Genomic DNA, 16199 nt, shown 5'->3' with positions numbered 1-16199 from the left:
GATGGCAAAATCTCAAGACTTTGTGTAGCGACGAAGCCCGTAGTTTCGCGATTTCGCGACATTTCGGCCCAAGAACGGGTTTGACTAGACGGGCGGAACCGCGCGACACTGAACAAAAAATCACGGGGAGTTGAAGTAACCGATGTCATCGAACGGTCAAACGGGTGGAAAACCCGCATGAGCGCGTTGTTGTCCGTAAGAGACCTCAGCATCGGCTTTGGTACGGGCAATTCCGTGGTCACGGATGTGAACTTCGATGTCCAAGCCGGACAGACGCTTGCCCTTGTCGGAGAATCGGGATCGGGAAAAACAATCACATGCCGCGCAGCCTTACGTATCCTGCCCCGCACGGCGCAGATTCGAAGCGGCACGATTACCCTGAACGATTCCAAGGGCATGTGCGAGCTCACCACGGTTTCCGAACGTGAGCTGCGCGACATCCGCGGCAATCGGGTTTCAATGATCTTTCAGGAGCCCATGAGATCGCTGTCCCCGCTGCACAAGATTGGCAATCAGGTCAGCGAGGTTTTGTGGCTACATCGTGGGCTGTCCGAGTCCGCGGCACGCAAAAAGGTCCTGACGCAATTCGAACGCGTCGGGTTCCCTGATCCACAGCGCGCCTATGACTCCTACCCTTTCGAGTTGTCCGGCGGTATGCGCCAACGTGCCATGATCGCCATGGCCATGGTGTCAAAACCAGAATTGCTGATCGCGGACGAACCGACCACCGCACTGGATGTGACCACGCAGGCGCAGGTTCTGGGCCTGATCAAGGAATTGCAGCGTGAAACCGGCATGGCGCTCATTCTGGTGACTCATGATCTGGGTGTCGTCGCCAACATGGCCGAGCAGGTCGTCGTCATGCACAAGGGACGTATCATGGAGGCCGGCCCTGCCGCCCCGATCCTGACCGCGCCCGCACACCCGTATACCAAGCAGCTTTTTGATGCCGCGCCGGAAATACCGGACCAGGATGCGGTGGGTATACCGATGCCCGACACGGATCTGATCCTTCAGATGAAGGATGTGTCCAAGACCTACACCATGCGGTCCAGCAAAGGATGGCAGTCCGACAAAGCAATCTATGCCTGCCGAGGAGTCGACCTGAATCTGGCGCGCGGCAAGACTTTGGCAATTGTCGGTGAAAGCGGATCGGGAAAGACGACGGCGGCCCGCATCGCCCTGGGGGCTGAATTGCCCGACCCCGGTGGTGAAGTCCTGTTTCGTACCGCCCCCGATGCCGACCCGATCACGGTGCACAACATGACCCGAGCCCAGCGCACAGCGTTTCAGCGCAAGGCACAGATGGTTTTTCAGGACCCTTACAGTTCGCTCAGCCCCCGGATGCGCATTCAGGACGCCATGACCGAACCACTGGAAATCCACCGCATCGGCACAACAGCCGAACAGCGGGACAAGGCCGCCGAGATGTTGCAGCGCGTCGGCCTGACGGGTGATATGCTCAAACGCTATCCGCACGCGTTTTCCGGAGGGCAGCGACAGCGCCTTTCAGTGGCGCGGGCCATGATGCTGGACCCGCAGTTGATCGTGTGCGACGAACCGACCTCGGCATTGGACGTGTCTGTTCAGGAACAAATCCTGACCTTGCTGGAAAACCTGCAAGACAGCCTGAACCTGTCCTACCTGTTCATCTCACATGATCTGGCCGTTGTCGCACGGATCGCTGACGAAGTTGCTGTCATGAGGCGGGGTCTGATCGTCGAACAGGCACCGCCCGAAACTCTTTTCTACAATCCGCGCCATCCATACACCAAGGCGCTGATTGCCGCTCAACCCGAACCCGACATCAATCGCCCGATTGACCTTCAATTGGTTTCTCTGGGTGCCGGCGCGCCGGACAGTTGGGATGAAGCCTTTCGTTTCTCGGACACCGTGATACCCTCACTGGTGGAATTGGAACCGGGCCATAAGGTACGTTGCCATGTTTAATACCATTCGCCCTCTGCTGCTGGCTGCTATGCTGGCGTTTTCAGGGATCCTGCCCGCGGCGGCAGATACAATCCCAACACCTCAGGAAAGCGCCTTCTGGAGCGCCGAGGTTGAAAGCGGCAATCTTCCGCCAGTGCAGGAGCGTTTGCCCAAGGACCCTCTGATTGTGGATCTGGCCGCAAAAGGAAGAGAATTCGGGAAACCGGGTGGCACTCTGCGCACCATGGTCACGCGATCCAAAGATATCCGGCAGATGGTTGTCTATGGCTATGCAAGGTTGGTTGGGTTCAACCAAGATTACGAATTGGTACCCGACCTGCTGGCCTCGTATGAAAACGAGGGCAATCGCAAATTTACCCTGAAACTGCGCGAAGGGCACAAGTGGTCGGACGGCTCACCCTTTACCTCGGAAGACTTCCGCTATTGGTGGGAAGACGTCGCCAACAACGAGTTGCTCAGCCCGTCAGGCCCACCCGATTTTCTGATCGTCGAAGGTAAATTGCCCACCGTCACGTTTCCCGATGAGACCACAGTGATCTTCGAATGGGACGACCCGAACCCGAACTTCCTGCAATCTCTGGCACAAGCACGACCGCCATTTATTTACCGGCCGGCCGCGTTTCTGAAACAGTATCACGAGAAATACGCGGACGCGGAAGAGCTTGCCTTTCAGGTTGAAGATGCCCGGGTCAAAAGCTGGGCGGCGCTGCACAACAAGCTGGATAATCTTTACAAGTTCGACAACCACGAACTTCCCACGTTGCAGCCATGGCTGAACGCCAGTTCGGGCAAGAAAATCCGTCACAACTTTGTGCGCAACCCCTATTATCACCGCATCGACAGCAAGGGGGTGCAGCTTCCCTATATTGACGTGGTCGAGATGGAGATCGTCGCCCCCGGTCTTGTTGCCGCCAAGACCAACGCCGGTGAAAGCGACCTGCAAGGCCGTGGCCTTGCCTTCCGAGACGCGTCGATCCTCAAGAAAGGCGAAGCACAAGGTGGGTACAAAACGCTGTTGTGGAAAACCGGCGTGGCCTCGCAGATCGCGATCTACCCGAACCTGAACTTCTCTGATGACGTCTGGCGCAATGTACTGAGGGACGTTCGCGTGCGGCGCGCCTTGTCGCTGGCCATCGACCGGCAGACCATCAACCAGGCGCTTTACTTCAAACTCGCGCACCCCGCCGCGAACTCGGTTCTTCCCGCCTCGCCCTTCTACAGTAAAGAAAACGCCGAGGCCTGGGCGCAATACGATGTGGATCAGGCCAATGCGCTTTTGGATGAGGCTGGTCTGGATCAGCGCGACAAGAACGGCATCCGCCTGTTGCCTGACGGTCGTCCGATGGAGCTGGTGATCGAAACCGCAGGTGAGCGGCAGGAAGTCGAAAACGCGCTTCAGATCGTAACCGATACCTGGCGTGAAATCGGTGTCAAACTGGTCATGCGCCCGCTGGACAGGGACATCCTGCGCAACCGCGTTTTCGCGGGCAATTCCATGGCGTCCGTCTGGTTCGGTTGGGATGATGGTATTCCGCAGGCGCATACGTCCCCGGCTTATCTGGCCCCGACAGATCAGGTGTTCCTGGCCTGGCCAAAATGGGGGCAGCACTATCAGACCGGTGGCGAAGCGGGTGAAGCCCCCGACATGCCAGAGGCGCAGCGCCTGATGGAATTGGCGCATGAATGGCAAATCGCCACGACCGATGAAGAACGCGCGGCTGTCTGGACCGAGATGTTGAAAATCCATGCCGATCAGGTCTATGCCATAGGCATCCTGAACGGCGCCCCCCAGCCCATTGTGGTGTCAAACCGCCTGCGAAATGTTCCGGAACAGGCTATGTGGGCCTGGGAACCCGGTGCACATTTCGGCATTCACCGCCCGGACGAGTTCTTTTTCGCCGACTGAGCAGGAGCAGCTAAATGATCATGCTGCGCTACGTGGTGTATCGCTTTTTCACGATGCTGCTGACTTTGTTGGTGGTCTCGGTTCTGGTTTTTGTAATCATCAACCTTCCGCCCGGCGACTATCTGAGCAACCAGATCGCTGAACTTCAGGCCTCGGGCCAGTCGGCAGGTGTCGCAAAGGCAGAGTTCCTGCGCGCTGAATACGCTCTGGACCGTCCGATGTGGGAACAATACCTGATCTGGATGGGATTCTGGCCCGGACCGCACGGGTTTTCGGGGTTGATCCAGGGCAATTACGGGTGGTCCTTTGAATTCGACCGTCCCGTTTCCGAAATCGTCGGCGACACGCTTTGGTTGACGGTTGTGGTCAATCTGGCTGCGATCCTGTTTGTTTATGCCGTCGCATTGCCGCTGGGCGTTATCGCCGCCGCGCGGTCCCGGACATGGATCGACTATACCTCGGCCTTCGTGGGATATCTGGGGCTGGCAACGCCGAACTTTTTGCTGGCGCTGATCCTGTTCTACTATGGCCACCAGTATTTCAACCTGCCGATCGGGGGCTTGATGGATCCCAGTTTCGAAGGCCAGCCAATGAGTTGGGAGAAACTGAAATCCATCCTCGTCCACCTGATCGTACCGACCTTCGTCATCGGCACTTCAGGCGCATCGGCGATGATGCAGCGTCTGCGCGCGAACATGCTGGACGAACTCGGCAAACCCTATGTGGAAACCGCCATCGCAAAGGGTATGGCCCCGTCACGGATGCTGACCAAGTATCCGCTGCGGGTGGCCTTCAACCCCTTTGTCGCCGATATCGGCAACCTGCTGCCGTCGATGGTGTCCGGCTCGGTTCTGGTATCGGTCGTTCTGGGCCTGCAAACCATCGGCCCCACACTGCTGACTGCTTTGAAGACGCAGGATCAGTTCCTGTCGGCGTTCATCCTGATGTTCGTCGCCCTGCTGACGCTGATCGGCACGATGATTTCGGATATCCTGCTGGTGATGCTGGATCCGCGCATTCGGTATGAGGGGCGCGAGGCATGACTGATCGTCCTGACAACCGCTATGTCGATGACGCGCCGTTTGATCCGCAGGCCTCGATTCAGCAGCTGGAACGCGCCGATCTGGATGCCCCCAACTGGGTTCTGGTCTGGCGCAAGTTCAAAACCCACAGGCTGGGCCTGATCTCGGGCATCTTCCTGCTGTTTTGCTATCTGATGCTGCCCTTTGCCGGGTTTATTGCGCCTTACGGGCCGAATGACCGAAACGGAGAGCACCTGTACGCGCCGCCACAATCGGTAAACTGGTTTCACGAGGGTGAGTTCATCGGCCCACATGTCTATCCGATCGTCGCCGAGGCGGACCTTGAAACCTTCCAATGGAAGTTTGTCCCCGACACGGAAGACCCGCGCCCGATCCGGTTCTTCTGCGAAGGCTCTGAATACAAGCTGGCCGGTTTCATACCGTCGGACACACACCTGTTCTGCCCGCCAGAGGGGACAACGCTGTTCCTGTGGGGATCCGACCGTCTGGGCCGAGACATCTTCAGCCGTATTCTCTATGGCGCGCAGCTGTCTTTGACGGTGGGTCTGATCGGTATCTCGGTGTCCTTCTTTCTTGGCATCCTGTTCGGTTCGATGGCCGGCTATTTCGGCGGGCGTATCGACTGGACCATCAACCGCGTCATCGAAATCCTACGTTCGTTGCCGGAACTGCCGCTGTGGCTGGCCCTTTCCGCCGCCGTGCCTTCGAACTGGAGCCCGGTCGCGGTGTTCTTCATCATTTCGATCATTCTGGGCATCCTCGACTGGCCGGGTTTGGCGCGCTCGGTTCGGGCGAAGTTCCTGTCTTTGCGAGAAGAGGAATATGTCCGGGCCGCCGAGATGATGGGCGCAAGTTCGGGCCGTGTGATCCGCAAGCACCTGCTGCCCAACTTCATGTCGCACCTGATTGCGTCAGCCACATTGTCGATCCCAGCCATGATCCTGGGGGAAACGGCGCTCAGCTTTCTTGGCCTCGGCCTGCGCGCACCCGCGGTCAGTTGGGGCGTGATGCTGAATGACGCGCAGAACCTCGCGTCGATAGAGATCTATCCATGGACGGCAATCCCGATGCTGCCGATCATTGTCGTGGTATTGGCGTTCAACTTCCTTGGTGACGGGCTGCGCGACAGTCTCGACCCCTATCAGCAATGAGTCTGCTGGCCACGCTTCCCGCTGCCGGCAGCTATCACAGGGTCGGCGCCGGTATGCTGCCAAGCGCCTTCGCCGTTTCCGAACTGGCCACCGCCAGTTTCGCAGCCGTGGGGCGGGAAATGGCCCGGCTGACCCAGGCGATCAACCTGTCCAGGAACGCACCCGAAGTCTCGATCGATCATCGGCTGGCATCTCTGTGGTTCGGCTATTCCTTCAAACCGGAAGGTTGGGACATGCCCAGTTTGTGGGATACGGTCGCGGGCGACTACAAAGCCGCGGATGGCTGGATCAGGCTGCACACAAACCTGCCCCGCCATCGCTCTGCCGCGTTGAAAGTCCTTGGCACCCGGCCAGAGCGTGAAGCCGTGGCAAAAGCTGTCAGGTCTTGGGCGATGTCGGATCTGGAAACGGCGGTTGTTGCCGAAGGTGGGGTGGCCGCTGCCATGCGCAGCCGGACGGAATGGCTTGATCACCCACAAGGCCGCGCCGTGTCGCGCGACCCTTTGATCGGATGGCAGGGACCGCGCTATGTCAATCTGCGCGACAGACCTCGGGCCACCGCTGATCGGCCTCTGGCCGGGTTACGGGTGCTGGATCTGACGCGCGTTCTGGCCGGCCCGGTTTCTACCCGAACGCTTGCAGGGTTCGGAGCCGAGGTCTTGCGCATCGACCCACCTGGCTGGGATGAACCCGGGGTGATCCCCGACATATCGCTGGGAAAGCGCTGCGCCTATCTTGACCTAAAATCCGAAACCGGCCTTGAACGATTGCATGGGTTGCTGACTCAGGCGGATGTGTTCGTACACGGGTATCGACCCGGCGCGCTGGAGGCACTGGGTCTGACCCGGGCCAAACGTGACGAGCTGGCTCCGAACCGGATCGAAGTCACGCTGGATGCCTATGGCTGGCAAGGTCCATGGTCGACCCGGCGCGGGTTTGACAGCCTTGTCCAGATGAGCGCGGGTATCGCCCATGCCGGGATGGAGTGGGCGAACGCGGACAAGCCGACCCCGTTGCCGGTTCAAGCTCTGGACCACGCGACCGGCTATCTGATGGCGGCTGCCGTCCTGTCCGCACTGGCCGAGGCCGCATCAGGCAATTCCATCATGCACGCGCATCTCTCTCTGGCGCGCACCGCCGAACTTCTGGCCGTGCTCGGCAAAGACGAAGCACAATCCGCGCCCATCACCCCGGCAACAACGGATTACGGCACGGCGACGGAGGTGTCCGGCTGGGGGCCGGGCCATCGCCTCAACCCTGCGCTGAGGGTCGGCGAAGCGACGATGCGCTGGGATTTGCCTGCGTCGAAACTGGGCAGTTCAGAACCTGTCTGGCCGCTCGACGCCAACTGACCATCCGGTACGCAGCCGCGCCCCTATCGATCATCGCCCCCAGGGCCGATATCGTCCAGGTAATCCTCATCGATCGCCGCCTGCACCGCGCCTGTTACCGCCTCACGCTGTTTCGGCGTCAAGTCATCGGCCTCTTTGCCGTCCGCCAACCTCACGGTGACTTCGCGATGCGCGAATTTGATGCCTTCCCGCGCGAACAATTCGCGAATTTCCTGATAGACCTTCTTGCGCACCAACCACTGATCGCCCGGTTTGGTCATGAACTTGACCCGGATGATCATCGCTGAATCCTGCATCTCGATCACGCCTTGGGACTTCAGCGGCTGTATGAAGTTTTCGCCGATCACAGGATCGCTCAGCAACTCCTGCCCCAGCTTCTTGATCAGCTTTCGCACCTTTTCCACGTCAGTGTCATAGGTCACGCGCAGCGGCAGTTTCATGATCACCCAGTCACGGGAATAGTTCGTCAGAACCTTGATTTCGCCAAAAGGAATCGTGTTCAGCGCGCCAAGATGGTGACGCAGCTGGAAGGACCGGACCGAGATCTTCTCGACCGTTCCCTTGACGTCTCCGATATCGATATACTCACCCTTCCGAAAGGCATCATCCATCAGGAAAAACGCCCCGGAAAAGATGTCTCGTACCAGTGTTTGGGATCCGAAACCGACAGCCAGACCAACCACACCGGCACCGGCAAAAAGCGGGCTGACATTGATACCAAGTTCCATGAGAACGATCAGCATGATGGTCACGACCACAACGGCCAGAATTGCGCCGCGGAACAATGGCAGCAGCGTCGCCAGCCGGCTTTGCCCGCCTTCCCCGCCCTCATCGCCCAGTTCGGCCTCGGTGCCATCATCGACTTCTTCCGCTATCTTGCTGTCGATCCAGATGCGAAAGAAATGAAACAGGATGTAGCCGATGAAAATGATGACCATTACATCCAGCACGCGTGCAACCGGCAGGTCCTCGCTCCAGTCCGCATCGGGGTACCAAATCACCACAAGGGCATAGACACCAATCACAAAGGCCAGAATTCCGGCCACCCGGCGCGCCAGATCTTCATAGGTCAGAAGATACTGTTTGCGCTGTTCTGCCTCGGGCGTTTCCACGGGCTCGGCATCCGCTTCGGCAGCGGCGGTTTCTTCGTTTATCTCGTTGATCTTGCGCGAACGGTCAAAATACCGCTCCAGCACGTAGTTCATCGCACCATAGGCAACGACGACGGACATGAAGATCATATAGCTGCTTGCGATCAGCGGCAGCGGCGTAGGGTTCTCCAGTGCAAGATCAACCGCCAGACGGAACCAGCTGAACACGACATAGACGATCAGTGCAGGTGCCCAGCCGAAGGATACGAACCGCAACAACCACGAGACCTGATCCGGCGCTCTTCCGCCCCGGATGGCATTTGAAATGGCCCGGGCATTGAACAGGATCATCAGAATATTGCCGAAAGCGCCCACCATTGTAAGGCAGCCATAGACCATGGCGTAGACGTTGTAGTTCAGCCCGAAATCCGCAACCCAGGTCGAAAACAGGACAACCGTGATGTCATAGGTCGCGAGTGCCGAAGCCCACAGATACAGCCGCTTGGCGTCCCGGTCCGAGAACGGTGGCAGCCGGTATTGGCTCAGGTAAGGTGACAATACCATCCGCCAAAGATCGGACACCGTGCGCGACAGGAAGAACGCCGTGAAGATCGCCGTGACCGTGAACTGGATCGAGATATCGTCCGCTTCGCCAAAAAACAGGTATCCGACGATCAGGGCCATGAGCATGGCAAATATCGTCGCTCCGATCCCCATCAGGAACCGGAACAGAAGGAAGGGCATCTTTTCTCGGTAACCCTGCGGTTCATCCTTGATCCGCGCCACGACCCAGCGGCGCGCGATGCGTTTCCCGTATATCTCGATAGACAGCCAGCGGCCCAACAACAGGAACAGAATGTTCCAGCCCAGAACTTCCACATAGGTCTGAATGCGACCGTCCGGACTGGTCTGGCGCAGGATATACTTCACTTCGAACACCGAATACGGCAGCGCCTCAAGCCGTGATTGCATGGACTCACGGAATTTCGAGAACCGCTCCTGCGCCTTCATCAGCTGCGATCCCTCACCCATGGGATTGTTCGAATCGCCCGCCGCATCATTCGTGCCCGCATCCGTGCCGCCTGCCGTTGTCACAACCTGCCCGGCGCTGTCGATGACGATCACACTGGCCCCGGCTTCGCTGGCGGCGCGAATTGCGGCAGCCAAGTCGCTTTCCTGCGTAGACGCAGACGAACTGTCCGCGTTGTATCCCGGAATCAAGGATGTTTGCGCTGAAACGCTGACCGGAAACGCCAGTACAAAAGCCCACAAAGCCAGAAGTGTAGCGGCCAGAAAGGTATGTTTCATGGGGTTTTGCATCCAGTTTTTCCGATAGCAGTCAGATTACAGAAGGGTTTCAGACAGTTCAAACGCTCGGGCGCACCCTGCTCAATATCGTGTCCGGGCGTGTTCTTGGCGCACTGCCTGATTCCGGATGTTTTCAATCTGGCGAAAATTGAATATGAACGGGATCTGTAGGCCCTGCCCCTTTGCCAGTTCACCGGTTCTTTTGCGATCCCTCTCAAGCCTTGCTGCGACATGACGCGAAACCGTCAATATGCTGTTGCCAAATCGCAATGCTTGGAACATTTGCGGAAGAGCAATTCCTCCTTTGGCAAGCGTGACGGGGATATATACAGTAACGCTTGCAAACGCGCGGATTTCGAACCGGGATCAAGAAGACAGGCAACACTATGAGCCTAGGCAAAACCAATTCCAAACCGGGCCGCGCACCGCGTATCCTGTTTTACAGTCACGACACGTTCGGGCTGGGCCATCTTCGCCGGTCTCGGGCCTTGGCGGCCGCGATCACGCAGGCGGACCAAAGTGCGTCCGCGCTGATCCTGACGGGATCACCCGTGGCCGGACGGTTTACCTTTCCCCGTCGCGTTGACCACGTGCGCCTGCCCGGTGTCACCAAACGCGCAGACGGGTCTTATGCTGCACGCACGATCGGGATGGGCATCGAAGAAGTGACCGAGTTGCGGTCGGGTCTGATTCAAACCGCTGTTCAGCAGTTCGACCCTGATGTGCTGATCGTCGACAAGGAACCGACGGGGTTCCGGGGTGAGCTGCTGCCGACACTGAACCACCTGCAACAGAACTGCGGAACCAAAATGGTGCTTGGGTTGCGCGATGTTCTGGATGAACCCGAAGTCCTGGCCGCCGAGTGGGCGCGCAAGGAAGCGGTTGAAGCCACCGAACGGTTTTATCACGAAATCTGGGTTTACGGTTTGCAGTCGATTTACGACCCGACAAAGGGGTTGCCGCTGAGCGCCGCGGCACAGTCCCGCATCCACTGGACGGGATATCTGCGCCGCGATCTTGGTCCGGTCGGTGAGCCTCCGCAACAACCCTATATCCTGATCACGCCCGGCGGCGGCGGCGACGGCAAGGCGATGGTCAACCTCGTCCTGTCTGCCTATGAAAAATATCCAAACCTGTCGCCGCGGGCGGTTTTGGTCTATGGCCCCTTCCTGTCCGGTGAGTTGCGCGAAGATTTCGAAACCCGCGTTGCCGCATTGAACGGTCGCGTCACCGCCGTTGGGTTCGAATCCCAGATCGAAACGCTGTTTGCAGGGGCCGAAGGCGTCGTCTGCATGGGCGGCTACAACACGTTCTGCGAGGTTCTTTCCTTTGACAAACGCGCTGTCATCGTCCCGCGCACCACGCCTCGTCTGGAACAGTGGATACGGGCCTCGCGCGCAGAAGGGCTGGGACTTGTCCGAATGCTGGATGAAAACCGGGATGGCCTGACGCCGGACGCGATGATCCGCGCCATTCGGGAATTGCCGCACCAGTCCCTGCCGTCGCAGGCGATACAAAGCGGATTGCTGGACGGGCTAGACTATGTCACCGACCGCATCGAAAGCCTGCTGACCTGGGAACAGGAACGAGCCACCGGATGACCTCAGATTCTCCTCGATTGGCGGTTGTGGTCAAAGGCTGGCCACGACTGTCCGAAACGTTCATTGCGCAGGAACTTGTCGCCTTGCAGGAGGCCGGGCATCGCTTTGACATCTGGTCTTTGCGGCACCCGACCGATACGAAACGCCATCCCTTGCACGACCGGTTCACAGGACAGGTTCGATACCTGCCCGAGTATCTTCACGACGAACCCAAACGGGTCTGGGCGGCACGGGCCCTTGCCCAAACGCTTCCCGGTTACGACAGGGCCTATCGGATCTGGCGTCAGGACTTGAAGCGCGACCCGACACCCAATCGCATCCGACGGTTTGGGCAAGCCTGCGTTCTGGCCGCGGAATTGCCAGCCCGGACGCAAGGGTTGTACGCTCATTTCATGCACACGCCGTCATCCGTTGCCCGTTACGCCGCCATCATGCGCGGATTGCCGTGGAGTTTTTCGGCTCATGCCAAGGATATCTGGACGTCGCCGGATTGGGAAAAACGTGAAAAGCTGCAAGCCGCATCCTACGGGGCCACGTTTGGCGCCACCTGCACAGCCATCGGAGCCGAGCATCTGCGCAGCCTGGCCGATGACCCCAAGCGCGTGGACCTGATCTATCACGGTTTGGACCTGTCTCGCTTTCCCAAGCCTCCGACGCGAAAGCTGCGTGCTGTGAATGATCGTTTTCACATGATTTCCGTCGGGCGGCTGGTCGAGAAAAAAGGCTTCGATCGTCTGATCGCGGCTTTTGCATTGCTGCCCGATGACCTGAACTGGCACTGGACACATATCGGCGGCGGCGCATTGGGTGACGTTTTGCGGGCACAGGCGAACGCAGCCGGCATTGCGAACCGGATCACCTGGAAAGGGGCTTGCGACCAGCCCGAGGTCATCGCAGCAATGCGGGATGCCGACCTGTTCGTTCTGCCCAGCCGCATCGCGAAGGACGGAGACCGCGACGGGTTGCCGAATGTGTTGATGGAGGCCGCGTCTCAGTTGTTGCCAATCCTGTCGACACCGGTCTCGGCGATCCCCGAGTTTATCGAAACCGGAACACATGGGGTTCTGTCCGATGACGCCCCCTCTGCACTTGCGGAAGCCGTGGAACGTTTGTCAGCCAATCCGCAGCAAGCGTCAAAGATGGCGCATGCGGCCTATGATCGCCTGATCGCCGAGTTCCGGATGGCCCCCGGCATCGCACGGCTGTCGGAACACCTCAACTCCATGTGCATGGAAAACGCGTAATGGCGCGGGTCGCGTTTTATGCCCCGATGAAATCTCCTGACAGCCCGAAACCTTCGGGCGACCGTGAAATGGCCCGGAATCTGATGCAGGCGCTGACCGCCGAGGGTGATACGGTCGCTCTGGCGACCGACTTGCGCATCTATGACAAAAGCGGCGACGAAGACCTGCAACAAGCCTTGAGGCGCGCGGCAGAAGATGAAGCGAAGCGACTTGTCTCTGACATGCCATCAGATACCGATCTGTGGGTGACCTACCACAATTATTACAAGGCACCTGACCTGCTGGGCCCTCGGGTTTGCAAGGCACGTGGCATTCCCTATGTGCAACTGGAAAGCACCCGCGCATCCAGTCGGTTAAACGGGCCGTGGGCTGAGTTCGCCAAGGCGGCGCATCAGGCCTGCGATGCGGCGGATGTGATCTTTTATCATACGGCCAACGACCTGATCACTTTGCAGCGGGATCGCTTTGGCGATCAGGCTTTGGTCGAACTGCCTCCGTTCCTGCCCATCTCGGAACTGCCTCCGGCCGCCACAGGTGGCGCACCCATGCTGACCGTCGGCATGATGCGGCATGGGGACAAGCTGGCATCCTATCAGATATTGTCCGAGGCCCTGGCGCATTTGACCGGGGACTGGCACCTGAACATCGCAGGAGACGGCCCGGCGCGCAGGCAGGTTGAGGCGCTGATGGCGCCGTTCGGACAGCGGGTGCGTTTTCTGGGTCAGCTTGACCGGGAAGAACTGCAACGCGTCTATCAACAATCATCTCTGCTTGCATGGCCCGGAGTGAATGAGGCTTACGGCATGATTTACCTCGAGGCGCAGGCCGCGGGGTTGCCTGTGGTCGCTCAGGACCGGCCCGGCGTACGCGATGTTCTGTCCCCGGCGGCCTATCCATCCGTCGAAAGCGGTGCCAGGGGATTTGCGGATGGCATGCAGGCCCTTTTGTCGGATTCCATGCTGCGCCACACTCTGGGCGCTGCGGCACGCAACTACGTGGCAGAGCGCCACCTGATGCCACAGGCGACCGAGCGCTTGTGGGCAACCCTCCGCCCCCTGCTGAAGGACGTATCATGACCCGGCTTGCACTGCTCCGCCACGGGCACACCCATTGGAACCGCGCGGGACGGATCCAGGGGCGCAGCGACATACCGCTGGACGATGACGCCCGAGCCGAATTGGCGGGCTTTGGATTGCCGCAGGACTGGGCCGAGGCTGACATCTGGTCCAGCCCCCTGCACCGCGCCAGTGAGACGGCGCGGATTGTGACAGGTCGCGACCCGAACACCTCGGACGCGTTGACCGAGATGAACTGGGGCGATTGGGAAGGTCAACGCGGGGTCGACCTGATCGCGGACACATCCAGCGGATATCGTCATATCGAGCATTGGGGCTGGGATTTCCGCCCACCAAACGGAGAAAGCCCGGCCGAGGTTCGGGACAGGCTTCGCCCCTGGCTGTCCGCGCTGCGGCAAGATACGGTCGCGGTCTGTCATATCGGTATCATGCGGGTCATTCTGGCTTGGGCATGGGGTTGGAATTTCGAAGGACCTGCCCCCTTTAAGATCAAACGCAATCGGCTGTATATCGTCGACATGAATACCATGACCGCCGACGCCGACCCCGTTCGCCTGATCAAACACGAGCCCCCGCAATGAAGGTGATGATCATCGTCACGCACCTGTTGGGCACCGGGCATCTCAGCCGGGCGCTGACATTGGGGCGGGCCTTTCGGGATGATGGCCACGACGTCATGGTCGTGACGGGTGGCATGCCAGCGCCGCAATTGGACAGCACGGGCATGACCCTGTTCGGCTTGCCGCCGCTCAGGTCAGACGGAACCAACTTCACCCGTTTGCTGACCGACAGCGGCGACGAGGCTGACGCGGCCTATCACGCCACGCGCGAGGCCGCCCTGGTGCAGGCGGTGAACAGCTTCCAGCCGCAGATCCTGATCACCGAGCTTTACCCCTTTGGTCGCCGATCACTGTCGGCCGAGTTCGATGCAGCCCTGAATGCGGCAAGCGCGTTGCCTGAGCGTCCCGTCATTCTCGGATCGGTCCGCGACATTCTGGCTCCGCCCTCCAAACCCGCCAAGGCCGAGCGCGCGGATGAAATCGTGTCTCGGCATTATGACGGCATTCTGGTTCATTCCACCGAAAGCGTCACGCCCCTGTCGGTCAGCTGGCCGGTGTCGGACCGATTGGCCAAGCGACTTCACTACACCGGCTTTGTGGCGCCTGCATTGCCCCAACCTCACCCCGACGCGGCGGGTCAGGATGAAATCCTGGTCAGCGCTGGCGGCGGATCCGTCGGGCAACCGATCTTTCGCGCGGCCATCGAGGCCGCCCGAAAGATGCCCAACAGGCGCTGGCGCCTGCTGGTCGGTGGAACGGATGCAAAGGCGCGGATCGCGGAATTGTCCCGGATGGCCGAAGGTGCTTCGGTTGTTTTGGAACCTGTGCGGCCGGATTTCCGCCAGATGCTGCCCCTGACAGCGGCATCGGTAAGCATGTGTGGCTACAACACTGCCATGGATATCCTTCAAAGTGGCACCCCGGCCGTGTTTGTGCCTTTCGACGACGGCAAAGAGGTGGAACAAGGGCTGCGCGGGCAGAGCCTGTCCGATCTGCCCGCAATCGAAGTTCTGGAAAGCAGAGCGTTGAGCGGGGCGACATTGGCTCGGGCGGTGGAGCGTGTCGTGGCCGACGGCCCCCGTGTACAACAGGATTTCGGTTTTGACGGGGCCATCCAATCCGTCCACATCGCCAAGCGCCTGCTGGAGCAGCGCACATGAACCCCGACTGGCGCCCACTTGACGTCGAGTTGAACCATTGGCGTGCCGAAAGCTTGCCCTTGCCTGTGTGGTGGCGCGATGATGATGCCATTGCGCCAACACCGCAATTGGACCGCCTTTCCGAGCTGGCCGACAAACTGGGCCTGCCCGTGCATCTGGCCGTCATTCCGCGCGACGCGACGCCCGCGCTGGCGGAATACGTCGCCGCGCGCGCGTCTCTTGTTCCGGTCGTGCACGGGTGGGCGCATACAAACCATGCGCCCCGCGGCGAGAAGAAGGCCGAGTTTCGGCTCGACCGTCCGCTGGGCGTGATGGTGACGGATGCGCAGGCAGGGATGGCGCGCCTTCGGTCCCTGTTTGGTGACAATATGCGACAGATGTTCGTGCCTCCCTGGAATCGCATTGCACCCGAGATGGCCAAACAGCTGCCAAAGCTGGGATACCGCATCCTGTCCACCGCAACGCCCCGCAATTCACGTCTGGCCGCACTGGGGCTTGAGCAGATCAACACCCACCTCGATCCGATCGACTGGCGCGGGTCGCGTGGCTTGATCTCAGCCGACGCCCTGATCACGCAGACTGCTGGTCTTCTGCGAGACCGACGCGAAGGCCGTTCAGACAACACCGAGCCCTTCGGCATATTGACCCATCATCTGGTCCATGATCAGGACATCTGGGCCTTTACCGAGGCCCTGCTGCGCAAATTGCTGAGCGGGCCCGCCACAGCCTGGGTCGCGCCAGAGAACGAATGAGGACA

At 59.7% G+C, this 16199-nt stretch carries 12 protein-coding genes; 11 read left to right on the top strand and 1 reads right to left on the bottom strand.

Annotated elements, in window-relative coordinates:
- Positions 1–177: 177 nt before the first annotated feature.
- The 5 genes from ACR0C6_RS11020 to ACR0C6_RS11000 are packed head-to-tail and all read left to right on the top strand — an operon-like array spanning position 178 to position 7402.
- Positions 178–1950 (top strand): ABC transporter ATP-binding protein, encoded by a 1773-nt coding sequence (locus ACR0C6_RS11020; RefSeq protein ID WP_171117332.1) that lies wholly within the window; start codon positions 178–180, stop codon positions 1948–1950.
- Positions 1943–3856, top strand: a complete 1914-nt coding sequence (locus ACR0C6_RS11015; RefSeq protein ID WP_480619290.1) for an ABC transporter substrate-binding protein — start codon at positions 1943–1945, stop codon at positions 3854–3856. Before ACR0C6_RS11020 ends, ACR0C6_RS11015 begins: the two co-directional genes overlap by 8 nt.
- 14 nt (positions 3857–3870) lie before the next feature.
- On the top strand, positions 3871–4899 hold the full coding sequence (locus ACR0C6_RS11010; RefSeq protein ID WP_171232652.1) for an ABC transporter permease: 1029 nt from the start codon (positions 3871–3873) through the stop codon (positions 4897–4899).
- Entirely contained in the window at positions 4896–6050 is a 1155-nt protein-coding gene (locus ACR0C6_RS11005; protein ID WP_480619288.1) for an ABC transporter permease, read from the top strand. Before ACR0C6_RS11010 ends, ACR0C6_RS11005 begins: the two co-directional genes overlap by 4 nt.
- On the top strand, positions 6047–7402 hold the full coding sequence (locus ACR0C6_RS11000; protein ID WP_480619286.1) for a CoA transferase: 1356 nt from the start codon (positions 6047–6049) through the stop codon (positions 7400–7402). The genes ACR0C6_RS11005 and ACR0C6_RS11000 overlap by 4 nt, the downstream gene beginning before the upstream one ends.
- Before the next feature lie 23 nt (positions 7403–7425).
- Here ACR0C6_RS11000 and ACR0C6_RS10995 read toward each other — a convergent pair whose 3' ends face one another.
- Positions 7426–9801 carry a mechanosensitive ion channel domain-containing protein gene (locus tag ACR0C6_RS10995; RefSeq protein ID WP_480619284.1) on the bottom strand — a complete coding sequence of 792 codons (2376 nt, stop codon included), beginning with the start codon at positions 9799–9801 and terminating at the stop codon, positions 7426–7428.
- 386 nt (positions 9802–10187) lie between these two features.
- Between ACR0C6_RS10995 and ACR0C6_RS10990 the strand changes: the two genes are divergently transcribed.
- Genes ACR0C6_RS10990 through ACR0C6_RS10965 form a run of 6 tightly spaced genes read left to right on the top strand, consistent with a single transcriptional unit; the run spans position 10188 to position 16194 of the window.
- A complete protein-coding gene (locus tag ACR0C6_RS10990; RefSeq protein ID WP_480619282.1) occupies positions 10188–11402 on the top strand; it encodes a glycosyltransferase family protein in 1215 nt (404 codons plus the stop codon).
- Entirely contained in the window at positions 11399–12646 is a 1248-nt protein-coding gene (locus ACR0C6_RS10985) for a glycosyltransferase family 4 protein (RefSeq protein ID WP_480447128.1), read from the top strand. Before ACR0C6_RS10990 ends, ACR0C6_RS10985 begins: the two co-directional genes overlap by 4 nt.
- Positions 12646–13722 (top strand): glycosyltransferase family 4 protein, encoded by a 1077-nt coding sequence (locus ACR0C6_RS10980; protein ID WP_480447130.1) that lies wholly within the window; start codon positions 12646–12648, stop codon positions 13720–13722. Before ACR0C6_RS10985 ends, ACR0C6_RS10980 begins: the two co-directional genes overlap by 1 nt.
- On the top strand, positions 13719–14303 hold the full coding sequence (locus tag ACR0C6_RS10975; RefSeq protein ID WP_480447131.1) for a histidine phosphatase family protein: 585 nt from the start codon (positions 13719–13721) through the stop codon (positions 14301–14303). Before ACR0C6_RS10980 ends, ACR0C6_RS10975 begins: the two co-directional genes overlap by 4 nt.
- Positions 14300–15442 (top strand): glycosyltransferase family protein, encoded by a 1143-nt coding sequence (locus tag ACR0C6_RS10970; RefSeq protein WP_480619280.1) that lies wholly within the window; start codon positions 14300–14302, stop codon positions 15440–15442. Before ACR0C6_RS10975 ends, ACR0C6_RS10970 begins: the two co-directional genes overlap by 4 nt.
- Positions 15439–16194: a polysaccharide deacetylase family protein gene (locus ACR0C6_RS10965; RefSeq protein ID WP_480619278.1), complete on the top strand. Its 756-nt coding sequence runs from the start codon at positions 15439–15441 to the stop codon at positions 16192–16194. Before ACR0C6_RS10970 ends, ACR0C6_RS10965 begins: the two co-directional genes overlap by 4 nt.
- Positions 16195–16199: the final 5 nt, after the last annotated feature.

This window comes from Ruegeria sp. AL12, assembly GCF_056540885.1.
The sequence above is the reverse complement of the archived record's forward strand: the minus strand, read 5'-3'. Positions and strand labels throughout refer to the sequence as shown.